Below are 24,047 nucleotides of genomic sequence, written 5' to 3' on the forward strand. Positions count from 1 at the left end.
ACGGAACCCCAGCAGTCGAACGCACGGCTGCTGGGGTTTTTTCATGAGCGGGCCATTTGCAACACACCTGCAACCCGCACGACGCATGCGACGCCGGCCCTGCACGGCATGTTCGGAAGTCGGTTTTTGTATCGCAATGTATCAACGGCATACGCAGACAAACACGCTTGCAGAAATGGGGGGTGACGAAAACATTGCAGATACGTTGGAGCGTTCTAATGTCTTCACGCAAGGTTGATTCACAACGTTGCGTGAATCAGGTGGGACGTCACAGTGTATCCGCGTCGATGGCTTCGCGTCCCGCTCAATCCTTATCCCTGATGGTTTGATACCCGGAGAAGACTCATGAAACTCGTTCAATCGCTGATCGTCGCCGCACTCGTTGCCGTTCCCGTCGTTTCGTTCGCGCAATCGCAACAGCAACAGGGGCTCACTCGTGCCGAAGTCCGCGCGGAGGTGGTCCAGTTGCAGAAGGCCGGCTATAGCCCGGCCAGCGACAACGCGCAATACCCGCGGAACATCGAAGCGGCAGAAGCGCGCGTGAGCGCCGGCAGCGACGCTACCGCCTACGGCGGTGTCGCGAATGGCAGCTCGGCTTCCAGCTCGCGTGTGCCGATGAAGCATGCGGCGGCGAATGGCGCCAACGACGGCTCGAACGTCGTCGGCCTCGGCGCGATCTACGCGCACTCCTGATTCGTTGATCCCTGAATGTTTTGATACCCGGAGAAGACTCATGAAACTCGTTCAATCGCTGATCGTCGCCGCACTCGTTGCCGTTCCCGTCGTTTCGTTCGCACAATCGCAACCGCAACAGGCACTCACACGTGCCGAAGTCCGCGCGGAACTGGTCCAGTTGGAAAAGGCCGGCTACAACCCGGCCAGCGACAACACGCAATACCCGCAGAACATCGCAGCGGCCGAGGCGCGCATCAGCGCGGGCCATGACTCGGCCGCCTACGGTGGCGTCGCGAACGGCAGTTCCGCTTCGGGCTCGCACGTGCCGATGAAGCGGGCGGCGGCGGATCGCGTGTACGACGGCTCCAACATCGTCGGCCTCGGTTCCATCTACGCGCATTCGTGATCGATGCAAATGAGCAGGCCGTCCGCGTGCATCGGCTCACGTCGACGCGCGGACTCCTTGTTTAACTCAACCTGTCGAGACAATAACGATGACCTCGCGGCTGAAAAAAATTCTGGGTTCCGTTCTGTTGCTGGGCGGACTGTTCGCGTTGCAGGCCACGGAGTCCGCGCAGGCGGCGCCGTCCGATGACCTGAAGGGCAAGAACGTCGTTCTCGTACACGGCGCTTTCGCTGACGGGTCCAGCTGGGACAAAGTGATCCCATTGCTCGAAGCGCGCGGCCTGCACGTGGTGGCCGTGCAGAATCCGCTGAGCTCGCTCGCCGACGACGTGGCGGCAACCCGGCGCGTGATCGCGCAGCAGAACGGACCTGTGATTCTGGTCGGCCATTCATGGGGCGGCGTGGTGGTCAGCGAGGCCGGCAACGACGACAAGGTGAAGAGCCTCGTGTACGTCGCGGCATTTGCGCCGGACAACAGTCAGTCCATTGCGGACCTCACGAAGGACCAACCCGCGCCGGTCTGGGCGAGCGAATTGCGCAAGGACTCGGCGGGTTATCTGACGCTATCGACCCAGGCGGTGCTGGACGACTTCGCGCAGGATCTGCCGCTGCCGCAGAAGCGCCTGATCGCGGCGACCCAGCAGCCTTGGGTCGCTGGCTGTATCGACGACAAGGTGACGAACGCCGCGTGGCATGGCAAGCCGTCGTACTTTGTGGTGTCGGGCCGCGACCGCATGATCGATCCGTCCTTGCAACTGGAGATGGCGAAACACATCGACGCCAAGATCACGCGCGTCGCCACGAGCCATGTCGCGATGCTGAGCCAGCCGCAGGCCGTGGCCGACGCGATCATCGCCGCCTCGCGGGCCGCGCATTGAAGCGCGGGCAGTCTTGTCAATCAGATTGCGATTGACGGAATGCTCTTCATGCAGCGCAGCGCGAACATCGAGCGGCTATGGCGAATGCCTGCGATCTTGTAGAGCTTTTCGCGCAGGAAGCGCTCGTAGCCGGCCGTGCCGTCTACCGCGACCTTGACCAGGTAGTCGTAGTCGCCGGACACCAGGTACGCTTCGAGCACTTCGCTGAGCGTGGCGAGTTCGGCGCCGAAGCGTGCGAGCGCATTTTCGTCGTGGCGGTCCAGCGTGACTTCGAGCAGCACGACGTCCGCGAAGCCGAGCTTTTGCTGATCGAGCAATGCGACGTAGCCGCGGATATACCCTTCGTTTTCGAGCTGCCGCGTGCGATTCCAGCACGCGGTGGTCGACATGCCGACCAGTTCGGCAAGCTCCGCATTGCTGAGCCGGGCGTTCTTCTGAAGCTCGCGCATGATCTTGCGATCGAGGGCGTCGAGCGGACGGTTTCGGGTGTTCATCGAAGTTATGAGAAGGGTATTTTGAAAAAGTCGATTATAGGTGAAGATCGTTCCGATTTAGCTGCGTACGATGGTGCGTTTAAGAAGCCTATCCAGTGGGGCTCCCGGTATATTTTCAGCGTGCATTCATGCCCGGGACAACCGCCCGGACTGCCGGCCTTGCGCCGGCGATCCTCCGTGGCCACAAGCCGCTTTTTCGGTGTCTCGCCGCCTTCACGGGAAGGCGGCACGCGGGCGAATTCCGGCGTTACCCACGCCAGAAGGCGCGCTCGCCGGGCATGGACGCATGTCGCCGCATATGTCTATCACTCCCCTCTTTTGCCCGCTGATTTGCCGATGCCGATCCACTTGTACGTTTCGTTCTTCTGGCTTCCGCCGTACTCGTTTATTCGCCCGGCCCGGTCAATGTTCCGACGATGAGCCGTGCGCTCCGCGCCGGATGGCGCGCGGCATTGCCCTGCGTGTGGGGAGGCACCTGCGCGGTATTGCTGCAACTCGCCTTGACGGCGTTGTGTCTGAATTCGTTGTTGCTGATCGATGAGCGCGCGCTAATCGTATTGCGCTGGGCCGGCATCCACGGCAATCTTCTCGCACCGTCTGCGTACGGTTCTACAGCGGCCGACGCGGCTGCGCATCCCGAACCGTCTGATGGGGAGATTGCTGGCAGGGATGGGCGCGCTGATGGCGGCGGTACGCTGACCGTGAAACGATCCGCATACCGCCGCCGCGGGAACAACGTCATCCTTATCGTCTGTACCGCGCGATATCAATGGAAAATGAGGTACAGGATGATCAGTACAATTACTGGAACGCCGAGCAGCCAGCCAAGTAGATAAGGCATGATGTCATCTCCTTTCGTATTGAAGTTCGAATACGCGGGAGTTTCAGCAGGCAGCGTGCCTGGCTCGAAGATGTCGATCTATTCGAGCAATCGATCGACCGCAACGCCGATGGTCCGCGTATCGGGCTTTAGCCATTGTTCGAAAAGCCCGGAGACATACGGCCGCCTTGCCGATATCTTCCATGGCGCCGACCCGCCGATTCCCGAATTCGCGCCGGTAATCAGCGCGACGTGATTGGCCAGTAACTCTTCCATCGAGTGCTCCGGCAACGACGAAAAAGCGAAGCCGCCACCTACCGGCACGCGACGTCGCGCGGATAGACGGCGGCCCGCCTCATGTTCCAGTCCACTACGCGTGGTCTATATCACACCGGCAACCAGCAGAACGATCACCACGATCAGTACGATGCCGAGTCCGCCGGTCGGACCATAGCCCCACGATCGGCTGTGTGGCCACGCCGGAAATGCGCCGATCAGCAGCAGAATCAGCACGATTAGAAGAATGGTTCCTAGCATGTTATGACCTCCGCCTGGTTGAGAGAGACCTGCTTTATCTACGTTGGCCACAAGGCCGCAGGGTAATCCCTAGGCAGCAAACCTTGTGCCCAAGGTCGATCCTTTTAATCAGATCACCGGGGCGACGCGCGGCGCGTGCGGAGATTCTCGAGCCAATTGAAACGGCACCCGTCGCGCTCAAAACCTGAGCAGGGTGCCGTTTTTCCAATTGCGGACACGTCGCGCGTCCTATAGATAGGTTCCGCCGATGCGGCCTTCGAAGATCGCGGTGTTGATGTCCCAATCGTCGACGGTACCCGTGCCGCCACCGTCCACCTTGACGACTACCGAGCGGCCGCCGCGCAGTGTCTTCATCTGTTCGGCGGTCAGCGTTTTCTCGTCGGATGGCTCGCCCGCGCCGGGCGGCAGGTCTTTGATGATCACAGTGGCTTTCATGGCATATCTCCTTGACGTGGAAAGGCGAGCACAGTGCGGCGCCCGCGTAGATTTCTGCAAGGCCTATGCCAATGTGGGGGAACGTGCGCCGCAACATGGAGCGGGGGCCGCGATGCGAAGCCTGGCAAGGATCCGCGCGATAGCCGCGTTGAATCGTACTGAATACGATCGCGATTGCGCGTCGAAGTGTTTGCGCGCGTCCCACGCGTCACGTGCGAATGGTTGGGGCGCAGCGCAGCGTCGCGCGTGGCGAACTCAGGCGTCCCACACTCAATCGCAAGCGCAAACAGAAACGGCACGCGCCATATGCGCGTGCCGTGATGGTGAAACGCCCCGGCGAGGAATGCTAGCGGCGCTGGCGTCTACGCGGCGAGGCTGCTTCCGCGATACGCAGATGCGCGGCCGGAAAGCCCGGCGGGTACTCGACGACGCGCATCGCGGCCGGCACCAGCGGCGCGGCGAGACTCGAGCGCGCGCCGACTCGGGCGCCGCCGACGATCGCGGCCATCGCCTCGCGGTCCAGTTCGACGCTTTCGGTCAGATCCTTGATGCTCAGCTTGGCCATGATGGCTCCAGAAAAACGCTCCGGCGGCCAGACCCGTTCGGGTGCCGGCCGCCGTGCCCGGAATGTGTTCGGCGTGTTATTCGTTGTACTGAGGTCTCAACGCACTATCAGTATAGGAAATCCGTTCGCGGCGCGCATGGCCGTGGTGTTGCCGCGGCAGTGAAGGAACCCCCAGTCCCCCGCTGCTGCCCCGGCTTACACGGCGGAGTAATTGGCGCCCGACAGGATAGGGTCGACTTTCAGCTTCAGCGGCAACACGACGCCCGGGCCGATCGAACCGATGTTATTGAGCGCTGCGACATTGACGATTTGCTGCTGATCCAGATTCTGAATGACGTTGACGTTGACGTTGACGTTGGCGATGCCGGCAAGGCTGCCGAGACCACCAAGGCCCGAGGGCATGGGCACGTTGCTGCCGGTGCCGCCGGCGATCCCGGACATGGCCCGGCGGTCGAGTTCGCGCGTGCCGGACAGATCGCGAATCATGAGGGATGACATGGCGTTTCTCCAAAGACGTACGGAAAGCGGACATGAATGGCTTGCGACGAAGCGGCCCGCGGCTGCGGGCGCCTCGCCGCACCACGCACTATTAGTGGTTGCTGTTGCTCGAATTGATATACGGCGAGAAGTCCGACGTGATGCCGGTGGCGAACGCAACATCGTTGCCGTTGGCGTTCTGGAAGTTCAGTTCGTTACTGATCACTTGCGTGGTGGTGCTGTTCTTGACGCTGGTCGGCGCATAGACCGGGGCGAAGCTATAGTACTTGCTCGGGCCGAAGCCGCCGCGTACGGCTTGCATGGCTTTGCTGTCGAGTTGTTCGGTGACGGACAGGTCTTTGATCATCAGCGTTTTCATGGTGAGTCTCCTGAAAGAAGTGTTCGCAGTGTTGCGAGTGGTTTCGAGCAATTCGTTTGCTCGGACATCACTAACGCACAGGCTGTGCCAGTCTTAGTCAAGTATCCTGAGGAAATCGACGAAGCCCTGTCGTATAAGGGTTTTGCGCGTGGAGGGACCACCGTGCCGGTCAGCTCGAAGCACGCTCACGCGCCCCGAGCGGTGGCCGCCGTCCGACATCGCGGCGGACCCTGTTGGATGGCGCACGACATTGCGCGAGCCAGCACGCGGCGCGGCGCGCGGCTCATGCCTGGTTTGCCTGGTTTGCGAAAGCGCGGACCGGGAGCTAGTATCGAAACGGCACATGTAACTGGATACGACAGGTTTTCTATCGACCCGCGTGGCGTCGGTCGCATGCGACACGGTCCAGCGGCAACGGCGGTGCTTCGCACAAATGGCTAGCCTTGCGCGTGTGATTCTCGACTTCCAGAGCGGCGAGCTATCGCGTGACGAGTTCGTCGCGCAGCTCGACAGCGCGTTGGCGACCGAGCAACTCGGTCCGACGCGGCTGCTGGAGACGCTGTACGCTGCGCATCATCGGTCGCCGTTGCCCGACGATCTCTACCTGGAAGTGCGGCGGCGCATCGAGCTGCTGCGCGTGTCGAACGTCGCGGCGGGTGGCGAGGAAACCGGCATCCAGACCACGGTCGATCTACCGTCGCTGCGTTCGTCGAGCGCTGGCAGTGCGGGCGCCGCGAGTACTGCCGGAAGCGCCGCGCACGAGACCATCAAAGGCATCGGCGATACGCTGAACAACCGCTTCGTGCTCGAGGAGTGCCTCGGCGTGGGCGGCATGGGCACCGTGTACAAGGCGCTCGATCTGCGCAAGCTCGAAGCGTCGGATCGCAAGCCCTACCTCGCGATCAAGGTGCTGAACGTCCAGTTTCGCGGCAATCCGAATTCGCTGGTCGCGCTGCAGCGCGAGGCGCGCAAGGCGCAGGTACTCGCGCATCGCAACATCATCACCGTCTACGACTTCGACCGCGACGGACCGATCGTCTATCTGACGATGGAGTACCTGAGCGGCAAACCCTTGAGCCAGCTGCTGCGCACACCGGGCTTTCAGGGCATGCCGGTGCGGGCCGCGCTGCCGATCGTGCGCGGCATGTGCGCGGCGCTCGCGTACGCGCACGAGCGCGGCTTCGTCCATTGCGATTTCAAACCCGCGAACGTGTTTTTGACCACGAATGCCGAGGTGAAGGTGATCGACTTCGGCATCGCGCGCGTATTCCAGCGGCCTGAAGAGGAGAGCGACGCGACGGTGTTCGATCCCGGCAGTCTGGGCGCGTTGACGCCGGCCTATGCGAGCCCGGAAATGATCGAGCATCGCGAGCCGGACCCGCGCGACGATATCTACGCGCTTGGCTGCATCACGTACGAGCTGTTGACGGGACATCATCCGTTCGATCGCCTGTCGGCCACGCAGGCGCGCAATTCCGATTTCAAGCCGCAGCGTCCGGCGAATCTCGATGCGCGACAGTGGCGCGCGTTGCGTGCCGCGTTGTCGTTCGATCGCAATACGCGGATACCGAGCGTCGTGCGCTTTATCGCAGAGTTCGACAACGAAGCGCGAGCGGAGAAGTCCGGGACGCTCGCGTGGATCGGGCTTGCTGGCCTCGCCATCGTGTGCGCGGTCACGGTGGGCGTGTTCGCTTTTCGCTCGGGGTCCAGCCGGCAGCAAGCCGCGCAAATCGAGGCGGCGAGATCGCAGGGCGATCAGGTCGATCGGGCGGCTGGGGCGTCCGCTGTCGCGCCTGCGCCGAAGCCCGCGTTGACGCTCGCCGCGATCACGCCCACGCTTGCCCAGGTGCCGTGTTCGGCTCTATCGGGCGCGGTGCAGGACCACGCACTGACGGTACGCGGTTTCCTGTCGCAACGGTACGGTGCCGCGCATCTGAAGGAGACGTTGGCGGCGCTGCCTGGCGTCGATACGGTTTCGCTAGACGTGCGGCCGCTCGCCGACGATAAATGCGACCTCGTCAAAACGCTCGCGCCGTTTCTGGTGCGCAACTGGCAGGCGGGGCGCGTGGCGTCGCTGCAGATGCGTCCGCCAAGCGGTTTGCTGACCGAGAACGACTCGCTGGTGGTCGACCTGAAAGCGCCGCCGTTCGATTCCTTTGCGACCGTCGACTACTACCAGCTAGACGGCCACGTCGTGCACATGGTGCCCAGTCGTCTGTGGCCGGACAATCAGATGCAGTCGAACGGCGGTCCATACACGATCGGCAGCAATGCGGGCGATTGGACCGTATCGAAGCCATTCGGCTCGGAGATGGTGGTGCTGATGGTGACGCCGGTGCTGTTGTTCGACAAGCTGCGGCCGGAAAGCGAAGCGCGCGCCGATTATCTGCGCGCGCTCGAGACCCGGCTCAAGCAGATTGGCGGTCAATACGGGCAGGATCACCTGTTGGCGGACTTCGCCCCGATCACGACCAGACCCGCGACGCGATGATCCGTCAGGGAGCCAATCGACACGGCTTTTAGTGCAGTTCCTTGACGACGCGAAAACCGTTCTGCGATTGGCGCACGCCCGCGCTGTATTTGAAGCGCGTCGCGCTGAGCATGTAGTCGCCGCCTTCGCGCCATGAGCCGCCGCGAATCGCGCGCATCTCGCAGCCGGGCGAGTCCCACGCGTGACCATCGACGGGCGCGCCCTGATAGTTGTTGTGCCAGCAGTCGGCGGTCCACTCCCAGACGCCGCCGTTCATGTCGTACAGACCCAGCGGATTCGCGGCAAACGTGCCGACGTTTTCCGGGCCTTCCTTGTGCCATGGGTCGCCGCAGTCCTTGCAATTGGCGTTGCCCTTGCGCATCTGCTCGCCCCACCAGTATGCGGTCGTGGTGCCGGCGCGGTCCGCGTATTCCCATTCGGCCTCGGTCGGCAGACGGTACGGTTTGCCGGTCGTTTTGGCGAGCCATTTGACGTACTGCTGCGCGTCGTCCCAACTGAGATCGCGCGCGGGTGCGGTCTTGATGCTATTGCTCTCCGGCGTCAGCTTCTGGCAGGCGCCGGCGGCGACGCACGCATTCCATTGCTCGACCGTCACCGGGAATTTGCCGATCGCGAAGGGCGCGCCAATGCTCACGTGGTGCACGGGCTTCTCCGACGGATCGTCGGTATTGCTGCCCATTGCGAACGAGCCTGCGGGTACCGCGAGCATGATCGGACAGGCCGCGCAGTCGCGGATTTCATCCGCGGTCGGCGGATGGGCGACGGTCTTTTGCGCGAGTGGCGCCGCGGCGGCCGTGGTGGGCGGCGGCGGCGATGGCGCGGCAGCGGGGCGCGGTGGTGGCGGCGCGGCTGCGCTGGCTTGCGTCGCGGGATGCGTGACCTGTGCAGACGGCGTGGGTGGCGCGACGTGACCGCTCTGCGTCGCGGGCGCGGCTGGCGGTGCAGCCGGCGCGGCACTCACCGCGGGAGTCGATGCCGCCGCGCGCAATCGATCGATACGCGCATGCGCGAGTGTGGCGAAGCGGCCATTCGGATAGGCCTTCAGATAAGCCTCGTAATCGGCTGGGTAGTTGCTGTCCTTGATCGAATCCCAGAACGTGATTTCGTATTGTTCTCCGCTTTCCTTGGGCATGATGCCGCGACTGCGCGGCGTGATGGCGCGGTGGTCTGAGGTATTGGACGACTCGATAGCGCTTTCGCCACTTGTGGGAATGGATGAACGCGCGACAGAGAGCCACGGTTGCTGCGTTCCGCGTGTAGCGGCGCGTACCTCGGCGCCGACGTGTCGGAACAGCGCGGCGAGCGATCGCGACGAGGCGTCGGCGTCGTTGAGTGCTTGCAGCAAGGCATCGGTATACACGCCATGCCGCGGACCGTCCGCAGCGAAACCGCCCGGTGCGGTTGCATAGGCAATCACGGTGTTGGCAGCGATCTTCGGTTTATCGATCGCAACCGCGGCGGGCGCAAATGGATTGTCGAGGCACGTATCGAGAATCACGAGATTGAGCCGGCCCGCGCGAGCGGATTGCATCGCATGCAATACGGTATTCAGATCGACGCCGTTATTCAGTAGCGACACCGGCGCGCGGATATCGCCTCGCGCATTGAGTCCCGCCGGCAGAAGCAGCGTTTGTGCGCCTACCTGCATGCCGTGTCCGGCGAAATAGAACAGTCCGATATCGCCTGTTCGCAATCGTCGTTGAAATTCGTCGATGGCCGCGCGCATTTGCGGCGGCGTAGCATTCGTGCGCGTGATGACTTCGAAGCCACGCGCACGGAGCGCAGCGCCGATCGATTCGGCGTCGCGCGGCGCGTTGGTGCGGATCGGGTTGGCGGCGTCACCGTACTCGCCGTTTCCGATCACGAGCGCGACACGCCGCGAATGCGTGTCGTCGCGTGACGACGCAAAGGGAGAAAGGAGCAAAGCGGTGTCCGCCGGCCACGCCGGATGACTCGCTACCCAAGCCGGGCTCGGCTCGATGCTTTCACGTTGCGTCGCGGCACCGGCACTGTCCCACTGCGCCTGGATTGCCCCAACCATGCACACCAGCAGGAATCGTCTCCACATCTTTATATCCTGTTTGTACCGGACAGAGTTCAGGCATTCGTGCACCACGCTCGCGCTGCCCGCGCTCTTTATTAACGATAGCACGCGCTTTGCGTCACAACTGTCCGGGAGTCCTTAACGCGTCATACGGTTAACGAGCATGGCGTATCTTTTTGGCAAGTTACGTCCTAAGCTGATTCACAAAGTCACGTCGCACGGCCGTTTTAACTAGGTGGCTGCCTGCCGGTTTCAACCCGCGACAGGCCGCTCGAACACCCGGAAGGTCATCGATAGCCGGGCCCCAGCCATGACTCCTGTTCGGGAGAGTGCGCTATGCGAAGAACCCGTGTTTCCTTTCTTTTCGGCAGTCGTGATCCGGCGCAAGCGCGTTGCGGCGGATTACGCGCGGCGGTGTGCGCGACGCTCGTCGCGGTCTGCCTCGGTATCGGCACCGGCGGCGTTGCGCGCGCCGAGCAGACGCCGTCACCGCCGGGGGCCGAGGAGTACATCATCTGGCCGTCGGATGGCGCGGTGATTCACGGCGGCAAGCTGTGGGTGCGCATGGGGCTGCGCAATATGGGCGTGTGTCCGAAGGGCATCGCGTTTCCGAATACCGGCCACCATCATCTTCTGATCGACACGGATTTGCCCGCGCTCGACCAGGAGATTCCATCGGATCGCCAGCACCTGCATTTCGGCGCGGGCGAAACCGACGCGCGCATCGAGTTGCCGCCCGGCAAGCACACGCTGCAGCTGATTCTCGGCGACCATCATCATGTGCCGCACGTACCGCCCGTGTATTCGAAGAAGATCACCATCACCGTGCTAAAAGACTAACGCGATCCGTTCGTTAGAACTGGTCAAGCCGGAACGGAGAGTCCTGATGAACAAGATCATTGCGGCCGCGGCATTCGTCGCAGCGGCACTGGCGGTATCGACCGCGCCGCAGAGCGCGTTGGCAGCGACGCCGTCGCCGCCCGGCGCCTACGCGTACATCGGCTATCCGAACGATGGCCAGGTGGTGCCCGCCAATAAGCCGTTTCGCGTGTGGTTTGGTCTGCGTTTCATGGGTGTCGCGCCGAAAGGCGTCAAGTACCCGAACACCGGCCACCATCATCTTCTGATCGATAGCGATCTGCCGCCGATGGACCAGGAGATACCCTCGGATCGTCATCATCTGCATTTCGGCGCGGGCGAAACGGAAACGATGATTCAATTGCCGCCGGGCAAGCATACGTTGCAGCTGTTGATGGGTGACGACATGCATATGCCGCACAACCCGCCGGTGTATTCGAAGAAGATCACGGTGATCGCGCGGTGACTGTCATCATGCAGCCAACAATGTCGCGCGCGCTGTTGGCTGCGATCCACCATTCACTGGTCTCGCTCTGCCGCTCGTCAGCGTCGGGACAGCGGGTGCGAACTTCCAGGCCTTTGCTACAAGGCGTTCAGGACGCGAATGACCAAAGCAAGGCCCTCCTGGCATAGCCCATGCGTCAGTAGCGCCCGAGCAGACAAGTTGCTCGAACCCGACGCACCACGATGCGCTTTCCCATTTCCAGGAGATTTGCCATGAACACGCTGATGATCAAGGACCTGTCCAACACCGAACAACTCGACAGCAAGGCGATGAGCGCCGTGCGCGGTGGCAACGGCTACTATTCGATGCCGTCGTACCTCAGCTATGCGCCCGTCTATGCGCCGAACAGCATCAAGAATGTCACCACGACGCAGATGATCAACACGGAAATGAACATCCAGAGCGCGAACGGCAACAACTCGGCGCTGGTCAGCGGTACGACCACCTACATCCAACCGACCATTTACTCGAGCAACGTCAACAACGGGTAGTGAAGCGGCGCACGCGCGGCCCGGGCGGCCGCGTGTGCGTGCCCCAACAGGCGCATCGCTCAAAAAGACCGCTAATCCAATCGTCCTTTCCACGCATCCTTCGCGTATCCGCCGCTCCCCGCATCGACTTTTCCGCCGCTTCGTTGCCGAAGCCGCGCGGAAGCGGCTCGGCCTGAAAAACCGGGCATCTCGCGCGAAACAGGCGGGTGCAACTGGAGACCACCGTGTCAGCATTGCCGGAATCATCGTTCGATTCGTCGCGTGATTCGCCGGACCTTCAGCGGGTTCCTGCTGAAGCCAGGACGCCTCGCCGCATAGCCCGTGTGCTGCGCGGGACGTGCGCCGCAACGATGTGCGCAATGGCGTTGAGTGCGTGCGTCGACATCAGAATGCCGGCTTATCAACGCCCGGACACGCCGGCCAAGACCTCGTGGTCGGATCGCAATGGCGCGCCGGTATCGGCCGCGGAGACGATCGAGCGCGACTGGTGGAAGGGCTTCCAGGACCCGTACCTCGATACGCTGATCGACAAGGCGATCGACGGCAACTTCGACATCCGGGTGCTGGCCGCGCGTATCGAAGTCGCGCACACGCAGATCAGCGAGACAGGCGCGGCCGCATTGCCGACGGTGGATCTCGGTGCCGGCGCCGACTACACGAAGACGACTGGCCAGCCTTTGACGAAGACGTACAACCTCGCGCTGCAGGTGAACTGGGACATCGACATCTGGGGCAAGGTCGAAAAAGGCGTGCAGGCGCAAAAGGCCGAATTCCACGCGAGCGAGGCGGATTGGCGCGCGGGGTATCTCGAACTCGTCGCGAATGTGGCCAGTACCTATTTCCAGATCCTGCAATTCGACGACCAGATCGCACAGCAGCAAAAGACCATCGCCACGAACAAGCAAATCCTGGCGATCTACGAAGGCCAGGCGCGCAATGGGCTCGTGCCGCAAACGCAGGTGTTGCGCCAGCAGGCGGAGATCAACCGGCTCACCAACGATCTGTATGACCTGCGCCGATCGCGGGCGGTCTCCGACAACGCGCTATGCACGTTGCTCGGCGTGCCGGCCGGCGAATTCCATGTGCCGCAGGGGCATTTACAGGAGCGCGTGAAATTGCCGGCCGTGCCCGATGGTTTGCCCGCGCAATTGCTGTCGCGCCGCCCCGACGTGGTGGCGGCCGAATTCAGGGTGCTCGAGACCTATGACCTCGTCGGTCAGTCGAAGCTCGCGCAATTGCCGAGCATCGGCCTCACCGCGCAAGGCGGCACGGCAAGTTACGCGCTTAACCAGCTGCTGAAGTCGTTCACGTTCGGCCTGATGCCGAGCATCAATTTTCCGCTGTTCGATCCGGGCGTGCGCGCACATGTGAAGGTGACCGAGGCGCAATCGAAAGTCGCCGAGCAGCAATATCGCGTGGCCGTGATGGGCGCATTCGAGGAAGTGGAGAACGCGCTCGTCAATCTGAGTGCCCATAAGGCGCAGCGCGCGGAATTGCAGCAGCAGGTGTCGCGCCTGCAGATCGTCGCGGATCAGATCCAGTCGCAACTGCGCCTTGGCGTCGTGTCGCAACTCGAAGTATTCGAAGACGAGCGGACCTTGCTGGAGGCGCAACAGGCATTGCTGGAAAACCACCAATTGATTCTGTCCGACACGGTAACGCTTTATAAGGCGCTCGGCGGCGGATGGCCTGGTGTCGACGTGCAAGCGCAGGTCAAGGAGAAGTAACGAAGCATTGAGCTAATCCACGAGTTGGCGTACCGCGCGGGTATTTCGTCGGCTGACGGCTTATCCGCGGTCTCCTCATCCGGCGATATCCAAATTGACACTCTCGATGCGTGACTTACAATCCTTTAGGGGTCAGCGTTTGCGTGGCTCTTCACGACAATATCGTTGCGCCGCTGTTCTTCGTCCAGTTCGCCCCGCGTTCCCGCCGCGGCGGGTAAACGCTTAGCGATCCAGATAAAATGGCCACCGGCGAAGCTCCGATTGCTGAAATGCGCGTGACAGTGGACGCTGCCTTCGACGTGGTGTTGTCGCCGGTTGCCTGCGCGCAGCGCCCCGCGCTCGACGCCATTCGCATCGTCGACAACCTGTTCGCCATCGGCCGCATCGAAGCGCCGTTCAGCGACTATCCCGCACAATGGACCGTCGGTCTCTCGCGCCGACACGCGCGCGTTTTCATCGAGCATGGCGCGATTTATGTTGCCGATCTCGGCAGCAAGAACGGCACGACGGTCAACGGCATCGCGGTGCGGCAAACCCCCGCGCGTATACGCGCCGGCGATGAACTCTGCTTTGGCGGTGAACTGCGCTATCGTGTCGGCATCGAGCCGCGCGCGCGCGTCGTCACGGGTGGAAGCGCTTCTTCCCTCATTCATCTATTGCTGGTGCCGCAGCGCGATGACCTGGGTCTGCAACCGGTCGACGTGCTGGCTTTTCCATTTCTGGTCAGTAAAACGGACGAGGTTTTCTCGCGCTACAAAGACCGTTATCCGCACCAGGTCAATTACATTTCCCGGCGCCATGCGCACCTGTTTCTGAAGGGTGGCGAGCTCTATGTCGAGGATCTCGGCAGCACCAACGGCACGTTCGTGAATGGACAGCGGATCGGCGAATCGGCGCTTGCACTGGCGGACGGCGACGTCGTTGCATTTGGCGGCGACCACTTCGTCTACAGGGTGTCGCTACAGAACTCCGCCGACGTCGAACCCACCGTGACCCAGCTCTCTCTTCAGCCCGCTGTCGACAGTGCCGCCGATGCCGACAAGACGACCTTCGTCGGCACTGCGCATTCGTTTCTCGACATCTTTTGCGTCGATCCGGCGCTGCAACGCGAAGACGAAGTGAATGAAGCGGCGCAGCCGGGCTCCGCGCGCGCGAAGCGTGACGGAGTACGGACGGCAAATGGCGCGCAGGGCGCCAAAGGCGCGCAGGCGGGGCATCCCGCCGATACGAGAGACGGCGCGAATGAAAGAAGCGGCAAAGCCAAAAGCGCGGCAAGAAGTAAGCCGCGTCGCTGGAAAATGATCGCCGGCGAACTCCACAAGGCGTTAGCGGACGGCGAGCGCACCAATGTGCGGCGCGCGGCGGCATGGGGCGGAGCGGGTATCGCGATCGTGGTTGCGCTTGGCGTGGGCCTTTATCTGCACGGTTCATCGGAACGGGAGTTGAAGAGCCTGCTCGCGAGCGGTGATTACTCGAGCGCTCTCACGATGGCAAGCGGCTATCTGGCCACGCATCCGGCGGACACGAAAATCAGTGCGCTCGCGAGCGAGGCGTTGTTGAAAGCGAACTTGCCGGGCTGGATCGAAGCCATGCAACAAGCGAAGTTCGACCAGGCCGACATGCTGCTGAAGAACATGAGGGCGTTGAGCGGACATGACGCCGATGCCGCGTCGCTGGTCGGCGAATTGCAATGGGTCGGCGATCTCGAACGCTTCGTCGCGACGCGTGGCGGCGTCGACGCGCCGATCCGCATATATACGGACGAAGCGACGATCAACGGTCTGCTGCACCGCTGGGACGACGACGCGACGAGTCACCAGCGCGCGCTCGATCGGATTGCGAGTTACGTGCCGGTCTTCGCGGAGCCCTACGCACACACGCTCAGCCATCTGCGCAAGCTCGAAAGCGACGATTCGGTGTACGTCGCCGCGATCGATCGGCTCAATGCCGTAATTCATACCGAACTTTCGCGCGACAAACCCGACGCGCTGCCGCCGGTACTCGACGATTACGCGCAGCGTTATCCGCGGCTCGCGGGGCTCGATAGAGTGCGCGACGATTTGCGCCAATACACCGGGTTGCTGAATGCCGCGTTGAGCCGTCAATTGACGTCATTGCTGGCGATGATGAAAACGGTGCGCTTCAGCACGCCGCCTTTTCAGGCGCAATTCCAGCAGCTTGCGTCTACACGCTTGCCGTCGGCGGAGATCGTTCAACGGCAGGACGCGGTCGATGCCGCGTGGCAGCGCGGCGACGCGCAGCAGGCGCTGAACGATTTGCAGTCGATGCCGGCGAGCCCGTGGTCCGATGTGCTCGCGGCCGAAGCGACGCAGAAGAAGGCGTTGTCCGATCGATACAACGATCTGCAGAAAACGCGTGGCGGGAAAGATTACGACCAGCGTTTGCTGTCGTTCTACGCGAGCCTCGATCCGCGAACCGACGCATGGTTCGTGCAGGCGATCCAGAAAGACGTGGCCGCGTTGCATGACAAGGCGCTCGCGCATGCGCAAGATCTGCTGGTGCGCGCGCAAAGCCTGTGGAAAGAGTACCGCGCGAACGGTCCGATCGGCGGCACGCAGCGGCTCGAAGCCGGCATCTCGCCGGGCTTTCGCAACGAGGCGCGTCTGCTGAGCGACGCGCAGACGGCGGCACGCCAGGGCATGCGCATCTATACGCAGCTGAAGGCCGATCATCCCGCCGACTTCGATCGCCTGCTCGCGGATATCGAAGCCGAAGCGAGTTTGCAGCGCCGCTCGTTGACCGAGTTGCGCATGGTGCTGGACCCCGGGCTGCTGAAAGCGAAGCTCGCGTTGATTGGAGGCGATCAGAGTGAAACGCGACCCTCACCCTAGACCGTTGTCGGAGGCGCTCGAAGATCATAGCGTCGAAGGCATTGCGATTCTGACGTCCGAGCCGGTGCGGATTGCGCGCGCGCTGATCTGGGCGATGGTCGCGCTCGTCGTGTCGGGTTTGCTGTGGTCGTTCGTCGGCCGCGCGGATGTGATCGTCAGTGCGCCCGGCACCTTGTCGCCGGAATCGGAGGTGCGGCGCATCTATACGCCGATCGACGGCGAACTCGCGGATCTGTATATCGCCGAGGGGCAGCCGGTGTCGAAAGGCGATGTGCTCGCGCGGCTCAATGCGCGCGGCGCGATCGAAGCAGCGAGCAACGCGTTACAGGCACAACTGAAACTCGAAGACGCCGAACGCGAATGGAAGCAGTTCCCGGAGAAGAAGGCGTTGATGGAACGCAAGGCCGCGTCGTTGAAGGCGCAACTCGAAGTCGAGGAGCGCTTGCACGAGAATCGCGTTTCAGAAGGCACGACGAAGCTTGCCGAAGGGCAGAAGGCCGAACTCGACGAAGCGCGCAGCTCGCTCGACAACGCGCGCCGCACGCGCGAAGCGGCGAATCAGGAACTCGATCGCTATTCGCGGCTGTTCGCGCAGCCGGGCGGCGGTGGCATTGCCGAATTACAGGTCGAGCAGAAACGCACGGCCGCGCTCGAAGCGGATAACGCTTACCGTGTCGCGCAGTCGAAGCTGGCCGAGCTCGACTTTCGTCTGAGCCATGAATACGCGCAGGCCAATGCGCAACTGGCGACGAGCGGCCAGCAAAGCACCGATCTGCAGCTGCAATACGACTCGGCGGTGCGCGAGGTCACCGATGCGGAAGACAAACTGCGCGTGCAACTGCAAAGCGCGCGCCTCGAAGCCGATGCCGCCGCGCGGGTGCGTTTCGAGAACATCGATAAAGACAATTTTTTGCTGATTCTCGCGCCGGTTTCAGGCGTGATTACCGACGTCACGTCGACGCAGCGCGGCGACAAGATTCAGGCGAATGCACCGCTCGGCGGCATTGCGCCAAAAGACGCGCGGCCCGTGCTGAAGATCGAAATCTCCGAACACGACCGCGCCTTTCTGCACGTGGGCCTGCCTGTCAAATTGAAGTTCAACGCGTTTCCTTACCAGCGCTACGGGTTGATCAGCGGCACGCTCGCATATATCTCGCCAGCCACGAAGCCATCCGCGCAGGACAAGCAACCGGTCTACGAAGGCCGTGTCACGCTGGACAAGGACTACTACCAGGTGGCCGGCACGCGTTATCCGCTGCGTTACGGCATGACCGCCAATGCGGAAATCGTCGTTCGCGAGCGGCGCCTGATCGACCTCGGTCTCGATCCGTTCAGAGAGGTGGCGGGTTGAGCGCGCGAATCAAACATCCACGAAAGGAGCCGAGCAAATGACCGCGATAGTGCGTATCGATGACGAAGTCGTGGACGTGGACGAGTTCATTCGTCTTCTGAAACTGACCGGCCAGTTCGAGAGCCTGATCGAGCAGATCGTGCGCGACAAGCTTACCGTCCATGCCGCGAAGAAGCAGGGCATCGCCGTCAGCGCCGACGAGATCCAGCAGCGCGCGGACCAGTTTCGCCGCGTGCGCGGGCTGCATCGCGCGGCGGACATGAATCATTATCTCGACGCGCTGCACGTGAGCCTCGACGAATTCGAGGCGTTCATTACCGACGGGCTTTATCAGGAGAAGATGCTCGACGACATCGGTAACGACACTGCGATCCATGATTACTTTGCGTTGAATTCACCGAAGTTCGACGCGATCGAAGTTAGCCATATCGTGCTCGATAGCGAAGGCAAGGCGAAGGAAATGATCTCGTACCTGCACGACGACCCCGACGCCTTCGGCGAGATGGCGCGCGAGCATTCGATTGCCGACACGCGCGAGTCGGGCGGCGTGATCGGCAAAGTGCTGCGCGGTTCGCTGAAGCCCGATATCGAGGCGAAGATTTTTAACGCGGCGGTCGGCGATCTGCTTGGGCCGTTTCCGTCGGCCGACCGCTCGTGTTTCGAGATCTTCGCGGTCACGGCCAAATATCCGGCCACGCTCGATGCGGACGTGGCCACCGAAATCCGCCGTTTGCTGCGCGAGAGCTGGCTCATTGCCCGCGCCCAGGAACACGTGATCGAAGCGCGCTAGTGCCCGACTAGCGCCCGATAAAGCGAGGCTCACCGATACATGGACGCCCCCCAGACCGCGCCATCCGCGCCTTCCACCGCCGAATTTCTCGCTTCGGTGGAGATTCTGTCGCCGTTCTCGCGCGACGAAATCGAGCGGCTTGCCGAGGACGCGCAGGCCAGGTTCTATTCGTTTGGCGAAACGGTGTGCTCGGCCGGTGAAGTGGCCGAAGGTCTCTATGTGATCCGCTCGGGCACGGTACGTATCTTCACCGAGGAGCGCGGCAAGGAAACCAGCATGGGCGTGCGCAAGTCGGGCGAGATCTTTGCCGACATTGCGATGTTGCGCTCGTACGTTCACGAAGCGTCGGTGCGTTCGTCGGGCAAGACCGAAGTGCTGTTCATTCCGCGCAGCGCGGTCGAACCGGTGATGGCGGGCAACGCCGCCGCGTTGGCGTTCGTCGCCAGCTATGTGGCGATCAATTCGGCCGGGGGCTTCGTCGCGCAATTGTTCGATCTGCGCGGCAAGCTGAACAAGGCGGAACTCGAAGAGTACGTGCGTAGCGTCGGCGCAAAACGGGTCGCTGCCGGCAAGGAGATTCTGAAACAGGACGGCCGCGACGACAGGCGGCTTTATGTGGTGCGGCAAGGCCAGGTGCGCATCGTGCGGCATGAGGAGGGCCACGACTATACGCTCGCGACGCTCGGCAAAGGGGAGATATTCGGCGAGAAGGCGTGCCTGATGCGCCAGGAACAGATGGCATCGATCGTTGCAACCACTGACACGCGGCTGCTGGTCATCCCCGAGCGCACCGTTCATTTCATTCTCGAACGCAATCCGAAACTGCGAGAAGTGCTCGACGAGCGCATCCACTATGGCGACCGCGAATTGCAGCGGCAAAAGCGGCTCGAACAGCGGCGCAAGCTGCCGTTGATGCTCGACCTGCAGAGCAAGCCGGAACTCGGCGAGAAGATCATCCGGCGTTTCGCGCTCGTCGAGCAGGCCGAGGAGATGGATTGCGGCGCCGCGTGTCTCGCGATGATCTGCCGCCATTACGGCATTCCGATGACGCTCGGCAAATTGCGCGAACTCGCGAACGTGACGACGCAGGGTGCGACGCTCGACAGCCTCGCGCGCGCGGGCGAGTCGCTCGGCTTCACGACGCGCGGCGTGCAATGCACGTTCGATTCGCTGCGTGGCTTCGATCTGCCGTTCATCGTGCATTGGGAGGGCTATCACTATGTGGTCGTGTACGGGCTGTCGAAAGAGTATGTCTGGGTGGCGGACCCGGCACTCGGTTTCAGAAAGCTGAGCGTCGAAGATTTCGAACGCGGGTGGAGCGGCACCTGCCTATTGTTTACCGGCGGATCGCAGCTGCTGCAGATGTCGGCCGCGCGCTCGCCGTGGATTCGCTTTGTCGGCTATCTGAGGCCGTACCGCAAGATACTCGGCTATCTGTTTCTGGCGACCTTCGTGATTCAGGTGCTCGGCGTGATTCCACCGCTGATCATTCAGAACATTCTGGACGGGGTGATCGTGCATCAGAACGTCAGCCTGCTGCATATGCTGATCGGCGGGCTCATCATCTCCAATGTCTTCACGCAGTTGATGTCGACGATTCGCGCGTATCTGGCGAACTTCATGGTCCGCAACATGGACTTCGCGATGATGTCGCAGTTCTTCAAGCATACGTTGTCGCTGCCGTTCTCGTTCTTCGCGAAGCGCAAGACCGGCGATATCTTCGCGCGCTTTCAGGAAAACCAGACGATCCGCGCGTTCCTGACGGAATCCACCGTGACGACCGCGCTGAATCTGCTAATGATCTTCATCTACTTCACGATCATGTTCGTGTACAACGTGAAGATGACGCTGGTGTTGATCGCATTCGTCATTCCGATCATGGGACTCACGGTGATCGCGACGCCGAAGATCAAGGGCTACGCACGCGAGGTGTTCACGGCATCGACCGAGGCGAAGTCGTTCCTGATGGAAGCTCTGTCCGGCGTCGAGACCGTCAAGGGCATGGGCATCGAGCGGCCGGTACGGTTGCGCTGGGAGAAGAAATACGCAAAGGCGCTCGAATTGCAGTATCGCGCACACGCATTCAATATTCTGGTCGGCTTCGGCAGTCAATTGCTGAATGCGGCAACGACGATTGCGATTCTTTGGGTTGGCGCGAATCTGGTACTCGCGCGTGAATTGACGATCGGTCAGCTGATCGCGTTCAATGCATTCATGGGCAGCGTATTGAGTCCGCTGATGGGTCTCGTCGGCTTGTGGAGCATGCTCAACGATGCGGGTGTCGCGATGGAACGGCTCGGCGATGTGCTCGATATCGAGCCCGAACAGAAGCCGCAGGATTTGCCCTCGCGCGTGATGCTGCCGGAGCTGCAAGGCGAAATCAGCCTGCAAGGCGTGTACTTCCGCTATGGCGAAGAGGATTCCGCTTATGTGCTGGAGAACATCAGCTTCGATATCAAGCCGGGTGAATTGGTCGCGATCGTCGGGCGCAGCGGGTCGGGCAAAACCACGCTCGCGAAGCTGCTGGTTGGCTTCTATCAGCCGAGCGAAGGGAAAATGACGATCGACGGCTATGACTCCGGCGTGATCGACAAGGCTTATTTCCGCGCGCAAATCGGCTACGTGATGCAAAGCAATCTGCTGTTCTCGGGCACGATCGCCGAGAACATCGCAAGCGGCGACGATGCGCCGGAGCGCCGCCGCATCGAGGAAGTCGCGAAAATGGCCGACGCGCACGGCTTCATCGGCAAGATGCCGCTCGGTTATGAGCAGATCGTCGGCGAGCGCGGCATCGGTTTGTCGGGCGGTCAAATCCAGCGGCTTTGCATTGCGCGTGCGCTGTATCACGATCCGCGTCTGCTCGTGTTCGACGAGGCGACGTCGGCGCTCGACTCGCAATCGGAGAGCAATATTCTCGGCAATATGCACGACATCCTGAAGGGCCGCACGGCGGTGATCATCGCGCATCGGCTCAGCACGATCATGCGCGCGGACAAGATTCTCGTGCTGTATGAAGGCGCGATCGTCGAACAGGGCCGTCATGAGGAGTTGATCCAGCGCGGCGGCATGTACTATCAGCTCGTGCAGAAACAGTTGAGTGCATCATGATGAAGATACTCGACCAGATTGAAGAGGCGAGTCCCGCGATATCGTACGCGGGACTGATCGAGCGGATCGAGATCCTGCGCTCCACGTTGCGCTGGTCGTCGCGGCTCGAACGCGCTGATATCGACAAGCTGCTGAGGCAGGCCACGTCGTTGCGCGACGAAGTGATGCAGCTTTCGCACAAGGAGCGCTTCGTGCAGGCGGCCACCGCGGGCGAGCCGCAGACGAGCGCGGAGCAATCGCGCGGTGCGCGCCGCAAGGCACTACTCGAACGCAGCTTCATTTTCGAGGGCACGTTCGGCGACAACCCGCGTTTGCTCGAATCGCTCGAAATCGCGGAAAAAGCGGCGCCAACCGATTTGCCGGTGTTGATCGATGGCGAAAGCGGCACCGGCAAGGAGCTGATGGCGAAAGTGATTCACGCGAATGGCTCGCGTGCGGACAAGCCGTTCGTTTCGGTGAACTGCGGCGCGATTCCGGAAAATCTGCTCGAATCCGAACTTTTCGGGCATCGCAAGGGCGCATTCACCGGCGCGTCGAGCGACCGCAAGGGCAAATTCGAAAGCGCGCATACGGGCACGATCTTTCTCGACGAAATCGGCGAGTTGCCGCTCGCGGGCCAGGTCAAGCTGCTGCGTGTGCTCGAGGCGCACGAGATTCAACGCGTCGGCTCCGACGAAACGATCGCGGTCGATACGCGCATCGTCGCGGCGACCAATCGCAATCTGCGCAAGCTCAGCGAGGAAGGCCGGTTTCGCGAGGATCTGTTCTACCGGCTCAGCGTGATTCACGTAACGCTGCCGCCGCTGCGCGAACGGCGCGACGAAATTCCGTTGCTGATTGCGTGGTTCGGCGACGAAGCGGCGGGCACGCTGAAACGCCGGCCAGTCAGGTTGACGCCGCGTTTGCGGGACTTTCTATTGAGCTACGCGTATCCGGGCAACATTCGCGAATTGCGCAACGTGATGTACCGCATCTCATGTCTGGCTGCAGACATGGCCGACGTCGAGCATTTGCCGCTCGATATGCGACCCGCCGCACCCGGTTCGGCGGCGCAGGCGGAGGGCGAGCAGGCGAGCGGCGAGCAGCCGATCAGCGTCGCGAATCTGATGTCGTTGAGCGACGCGAAGCGGGCGGCCAGCGACGACGCGGAGAAAGCGTTCCTCGAACGCGGACTGCGTGAAGTCAGCGGAACCGTCGCCGAACTGGCGCGGCGCATCGATATGAATCGCTCGCACTTGCAGATGCTGCTGAAAAAGCACGGCCTGCACTCGAAGGATTTCCGCAATCGCAATGCGCCGCCCACGAAGAACGGCGCGAACGAGCGCGACGAGGAAGACGACGAAGGCTGAGTGAACGACCACTGAACGCTCGGTGAAACGCGTGCCAGAAGATCATCAAGGCGCCGGGTTCAGCAAGGTCTTGTCCGCCGCATTAGGGTCCTGCGCTTCGACGACCACCGCGGTGATGTTGTCGCGCCCGCCGCGCGCGAGCGCGAGGTCGACGAGTTCGCAACATGCGTTTTCGCGCTCCGCCGTGGTCAGCACGTCGGCGATCTCGTCGTCGCTCAGTTCGTTGCTGAGACCGTCGCTGCACAACAGGAACACGTCGCCGTCGGCGACTTCGATCGCGTCGTCGTCGAGTTCGAGCGAATCCGTTGCCCCGACCGCGCGCGTGATCATGTGCTGCGCGGGATGATGGCGCGCCTCTTCGTCGGTGATGACGCCGAGCGAGCGCAGCTCCTCGACCTGGCTGTGATCGCGCGTCAGTTGCCGCAATTGCCCCGCGCGGTACAGGTAGATGCGGCTGTCGCCGGCCCACACGTAGCCGCAGAAGCGATCGCATGCAAGCAGCACGACCACGGTGCTGCCGATGCGCTGCACCTGGCGGCGGGCGGCTTCGTCGCGCAATTGACGGTTCGCGGTTTGCAGACGCGCGCGTACATCGGCGATCAGCATTCTGAGGCCGTGCGGCGCCGCAAGTTGAGTCAACGCGTCGATCACGGTGCGGCTGGCAACGTCGCCGACCGCGTGACCGCCCATCCCATCGGCGACAGCCCAGCGTCCCGCTTCGGGCTCGTCGAGGCAGGCATCTTCGTTGATTTCGCGGACCCGTCCCGTGTCGGAACGCGCGGACGACGTCCAGCGAAATTGACTCTCGCAGGTCAC

Annotated in this window: 22 protein-coding genes and 2 pseudogenes; 14 read left to right on the forward strand and 10 right to left on the reverse strand. The window is 62.2% G+C overall.

Translation table 11 applies throughout. The features are described 5' to 3' along the window. Positions 1-345: 345 nt before the first annotated feature. The 3 genes from HDG39_RS08970 to HDG39_RS08980 all read left to right on the forward strand — a co-directional run bounded on the left by HDG39_RS08970 (position 346) and on the right by HDG39_RS08980 (position 1,958). Positions 346-693 (forward strand): DUF4148 domain-containing protein, encoded by a 348-nt coding sequence (locus HDG39_RS08970; protein WP_184005139.1) that lies wholly within the window; start codon positions 346-348, stop codon positions 691-693. A gap of 40 nt (positions 694-733) precedes the next feature. After that, positions 734-1,081 (forward strand): DUF4148 domain-containing protein, encoded by a 348-nt coding sequence (locus tag HDG39_RS08975; protein WP_184005141.1) that lies wholly within the window; start codon positions 734-736, stop codon positions 1,079-1,081. Between the two features lie 88 nt (positions 1,082-1,169). Beyond that, entirely contained in the window at positions 1,170-1,958 is a 789-nt protein-coding gene (locus HDG39_RS08980; RefSeq protein WP_184005143.1) for an alpha/beta fold hydrolase, read from the forward strand. Positions 1,959-1,978: 20 nt separating this feature from the next. Here HDG39_RS08980 and HDG39_RS08985 read toward each other — a convergent pair whose 3' ends face one another. Further along, entirely contained in the window at positions 1,979-2,452 is a 474-nt protein-coding gene (locus tag HDG39_RS08985; protein WP_184005145.1) for an Lrp/AsnC family transcriptional regulator, read from the reverse strand. A gap of 336 nt (positions 2,453-2,788) precedes the next feature. Between HDG39_RS08985 and HDG39_RS34965 the strand changes: the two are divergent. Next, a pseudogene (locus tag HDG39_RS34965) lies at positions 2,789-3,024 on the forward strand (LysE family translocator); the annotation flags it as partial. A 347-nt stretch (positions 3,025-3,371) separates the two neighbouring features. On the opposite strand, the gene HDG39_RS08990 reads toward HDG39_RS34965, so the two are convergent. The 6 genes from HDG39_RS08990 to HDG39_RS09015 all read right to left on the reverse strand — a co-directional run bounded on the left by HDG39_RS08990 (position 3,372) and on the right by HDG39_RS09015 (position 5,665). Continuing rightward, entirely contained in the window at positions 3,372-3,548 is a 177-nt protein-coding gene (locus tag HDG39_RS08990; protein ID WP_184005147.1) for a hypothetical protein, read from the reverse strand. Between the two features lie 105 nt (positions 3,549-3,653). Next, positions 3,654-3,809 (reverse strand): DUF3309 family protein, encoded by a 156-nt coding sequence (locus HDG39_RS08995; protein ID WP_018423731.1) that lies wholly within the window; start codon positions 3,807-3,809, stop codon positions 3,654-3,656. 228 nt (positions 3,810-4,037) lie between these two features. After that, positions 4,038-4,244: a hypothetical protein gene (locus tag HDG39_RS09000; protein WP_184005149.1), complete on the reverse strand. Its 207-nt coding sequence runs from the start codon at positions 4,242-4,244 to the stop codon at positions 4,038-4,040. A gap of 346 nt (positions 4,245-4,590) precedes the next feature. Continuing rightward, positions 4,591-4,809 carry a hypothetical protein gene (locus tag HDG39_RS09005; RefSeq protein WP_184005151.1) on the reverse strand — a complete coding sequence of 73 codons (219 nt, stop codon included), beginning with the start codon at positions 4,807-4,809 and terminating at the stop codon, positions 4,591-4,593. Between the two features lie 195 nt (positions 4,810-5,004). Beyond that, entirely contained in the window at positions 5,005-5,307 is a 303-nt protein-coding gene (locus tag HDG39_RS09010) for a hypothetical protein (RefSeq protein ID WP_184005152.1), read from the reverse strand. Between the two features lie 91 nt (positions 5,308-5,398). Then, on the reverse strand, positions 5,399-5,665 hold the full coding sequence (locus HDG39_RS09015; protein WP_018423726.1) for a hypothetical protein: 267 nt from the start codon (positions 5,663-5,665) through the stop codon (positions 5,399-5,401). A gap of 433 nt (positions 5,666-6,098) precedes the next feature. Between HDG39_RS09015 and HDG39_RS09020 the strand changes: the two genes are divergently transcribed. Further along, complete coding sequence (locus HDG39_RS09020) at positions 6,099-8,156, forward strand: serine/threonine protein kinase (protein WP_184005154.1); 2,058 nt, start codon at positions 6,099-6,101, stop codon at positions 8,154-8,156. A gap of 28 nt (positions 8,157-8,184) precedes the next feature. Here HDG39_RS09020 and HDG39_RS35800 read toward each other — a convergent pair whose 3' ends face one another. Together HDG39_RS35800 and HDG39_RS35805 are read right to left on the reverse strand one after the other, a co-directional pair. Beyond that, positions 8,185-9,288, reverse strand: a complete 1,104-nt coding sequence (locus tag HDG39_RS35800; protein ID WP_409339018.1) for a formylglycine-generating enzyme family protein — start codon at positions 9,286-9,288, stop codon at positions 8,185-8,187. Positions 9,289-9,393: 105 nt separating this feature from the next. Next, positions 9,394-10,224, reverse strand: a pseudogene (locus HDG39_RS35805) (caspase family protein); the annotation flags it as partial. Between the two features lie 312 nt (positions 10,225-10,536). Between HDG39_RS35805 and HDG39_RS09030 the strand changes: the two are divergent. The 9 genes from HDG39_RS09030 (at position 10,537) to HDG39_RS09070 (ending at position 23,231) form a co-directional block, all read left to right on the forward strand. Beyond that, positions 10,537-11,040 (forward strand): DUF4399 domain-containing protein, encoded by a 504-nt coding sequence (locus tag HDG39_RS09030; protein ID WP_184005159.1) that lies wholly within the window; start codon positions 10,537-10,539, stop codon positions 11,038-11,040. A gap of 46 nt (positions 11,041-11,086) precedes the next feature. Next, positions 11,087-11,524 carry a DUF4399 domain-containing protein gene (locus tag HDG39_RS09035; protein ID WP_184005161.1) on the forward strand — a complete coding sequence of 146 codons (438 nt, stop codon included), beginning with the start codon at positions 11,087-11,089 and terminating at the stop codon, positions 11,522-11,524. Between the two features lie 251 nt (positions 11,525-11,775). Then, a complete protein-coding gene (locus HDG39_RS09040; protein WP_184005163.1) occupies positions 11,776-12,054 on the forward strand; it encodes a hypothetical protein in 279 nt (92 codons plus the stop codon). Between the two features lie 350 nt (positions 12,055-12,404). Continuing rightward, positions 12,405-13,781 carry an efflux transporter outer membrane subunit gene (locus HDG39_RS09045; protein ID WP_221305676.1) on the forward strand — a complete coding sequence of 459 codons (1,377 nt, stop codon included), beginning with the start codon at positions 12,405-12,407 and terminating at the stop codon, positions 13,779-13,781. 239 nt (positions 13,782-14,020) lie between these two features. After that, a complete protein-coding gene (locus HDG39_RS09050; protein WP_184005165.1) occupies positions 14,021-16,633 on the forward strand; it encodes an FHA domain-containing protein in 2,613 nt (870 codons plus the stop codon). Then, positions 16,611-17,984: a beta-barrel domain-containing protein gene (locus HDG39_RS09055; protein ID WP_184005167.1), complete on the forward strand. Its 1,374-nt coding sequence runs from the start codon at positions 16,611-16,613 to the stop codon at positions 17,982-17,984. The genes HDG39_RS09050 and HDG39_RS09055 overlap by 23 nt, the downstream gene beginning before the upstream one ends. Positions 17,985-18,021: 37 nt before the next feature. After that, the gene (locus tag HDG39_RS09060) at positions 18,022-18,774 is read left to right on the forward strand and encodes a peptidylprolyl isomerase (protein ID WP_184005169.1); all 753 of its coding nucleotides are present in this window, start codon (positions 18,022-18,024) and stop codon (positions 18,772-18,774) included. Positions 18,775-18,813: 39 nt separating this feature from the next. Beyond that, entirely contained in the window at positions 18,814-21,882 is a 3,069-nt protein-coding gene (locus tag HDG39_RS09065) for a peptidase domain-containing ABC transporter (RefSeq protein ID WP_184005171.1), read from the forward strand. Continuing rightward, positions 21,879-23,231, forward strand: a complete 1,353-nt coding sequence (locus HDG39_RS09070; RefSeq protein ID WP_184005173.1) for a sigma-54 interaction domain-containing protein — start codon at positions 21,879-21,881, stop codon at positions 23,229-23,231. The genes HDG39_RS09065 and HDG39_RS09070 overlap by 4 nt, the downstream gene beginning before the upstream one ends. 45 nt (positions 23,232-23,276) lie before the next feature. On the opposite strand, the gene HDG39_RS09075 is transcribed toward HDG39_RS09070, so the two are convergent. Then, positions 23,277-24,047, reverse strand: a complete 771-nt coding sequence (locus tag HDG39_RS09075; protein WP_184005175.1) for a PP2C family protein-serine/threonine phosphatase — start codon at positions 24,045-24,047, stop codon at positions 23,277-23,279.

The organism is Paraburkholderia lebeckiae (assembly GCF_014201005.1).
In the GTDB taxonomy this organism is placed as follows: Bacteria; Pseudomonadota; Gammaproteobacteria; order Burkholderiales; family Burkholderiaceae; genus Paraburkholderia; species Paraburkholderia tuberum.

Excerpts from the sequence above, each read along its gene's own strand:
- HDG39_RS35800 (WP_409339018.1), bottom strand. The coding sequence starts at position 9,288 with ATGCCCAAGGAAAGCGGAGAACAATACGAAATCACGTTCTGGGATTCG.
- HDG39_RS09040 (WP_184005163.1), top strand. The coding sequence starts at position 11,776 with ATGAACACGCTGATGATCAAGGACCTGTCCAACACCGAACAACTCGAC.
- HDG39_RS09020 (WP_184005154.1), top strand. The coding sequence starts at position 6,099 with ATGGCTAGCCTTGCGCGTGTGATTCTCGACTTCCAGAGCGGCGAGCTA.
- HDG39_RS08995 (WP_018423731.1), bottom strand. The coding sequence starts at position 3,809 with ATGCTAGGAACCATTCTTCTAATCGTGCTGATTCTGCTGCTGATCGGC.
- HDG39_RS09030 (WP_184005159.1), top strand. The coding sequence starts at position 10,537 with ATGCGAAGAACCCGTGTTTCCTTTCTTTTCGGCAGTCGTGATCCGGCG.
- HDG39_RS09000 (WP_184005149.1), bottom strand. The coding sequence starts at position 4,244 with ATGAAAGCCACTGTGATCATCAAAGACCTGCCGCCCGGCGCGGGCGAG.
- HDG39_RS09015 (WP_018423726.1), bottom strand. The coding sequence starts at position 5,665 with ATGAAAACGCTGATGATCAAAGACCTGTCCGTCACCGAACAACTCGAC.
- HDG39_RS09060 (WP_184005169.1), top strand. The coding sequence starts at position 18,022 with ATGACCGCGATAGTGCGTATCGATGACGAAGTCGTGGACGTGGACGAG.
- HDG39_RS08975 (WP_184005141.1), top strand. The coding sequence starts at position 734 with ATGAAACTCGTTCAATCGCTGATCGTCGCCGCACTCGTTGCCGTTCCC.
- HDG39_RS08980 (WP_184005143.1), top strand. The coding sequence starts at position 1,170 with ATGACCTCGCGGCTGAAAAAAATTCTGGGTTCCGTTCTGTTGCTGGGC.
- HDG39_RS09010 (WP_184005152.1), bottom strand. The coding sequence starts at position 5,307 with ATGTCATCCCTCATGATTCGCGATCTGTCCGGCACGCGCGAACTCGAC.
- HDG39_RS09070 (WP_184005173.1), top strand. The coding sequence starts at position 21,879 with ATGATGAAGATACTCGACCAGATTGAAGAGGCGAGTCCCGCGATATCG.
- HDG39_RS09005 (WP_184005151.1), bottom strand. The coding sequence starts at position 4,809 with ATGGCCAAGCTGAGCATCAAGGATCTGACCGAAAGCGTCGAACTGGAC.
- HDG39_RS08990 (WP_184005147.1), bottom strand. The coding sequence starts at position 3,548 with ATGGAAGAGTTACTGGCCAATCACGTCGCGCTGATTACCGGCGCGAAT.
- HDG39_RS09035 (WP_184005161.1), top strand. The coding sequence starts at position 11,087 with ATGAACAAGATCATTGCGGCCGCGGCATTCGTCGCAGCGGCACTGGCG.
- HDG39_RS08970 (WP_184005139.1), top strand. The coding sequence starts at position 346 with ATGAAACTCGTTCAATCGCTGATCGTCGCCGCACTCGTTGCCGTTCCC.
- HDG39_RS09045 (WP_221305676.1), top strand. The coding sequence starts at position 12,405 with ATGTGCGCAATGGCGTTGAGTGCGTGCGTCGACATCAGAATGCCGGCT.
- HDG39_RS08985 (WP_184005145.1), bottom strand. The coding sequence starts at position 2,452 with ATGAACACCCGAAACCGTCCGCTCGACGCCCTCGATCGCAAGATCATG.
- HDG39_RS09065 (WP_184005171.1), top strand. The coding sequence starts at position 18,814 with ATGGACGCCCCCCAGACCGCGCCATCCGCGCCTTCCACCGCCGAATTT.
- HDG39_RS09050 (WP_184005165.1), top strand. The coding sequence starts at position 14,021 with ATGGCCACCGGCGAAGCTCCGATTGCTGAAATGCGCGTGACAGTGGAC.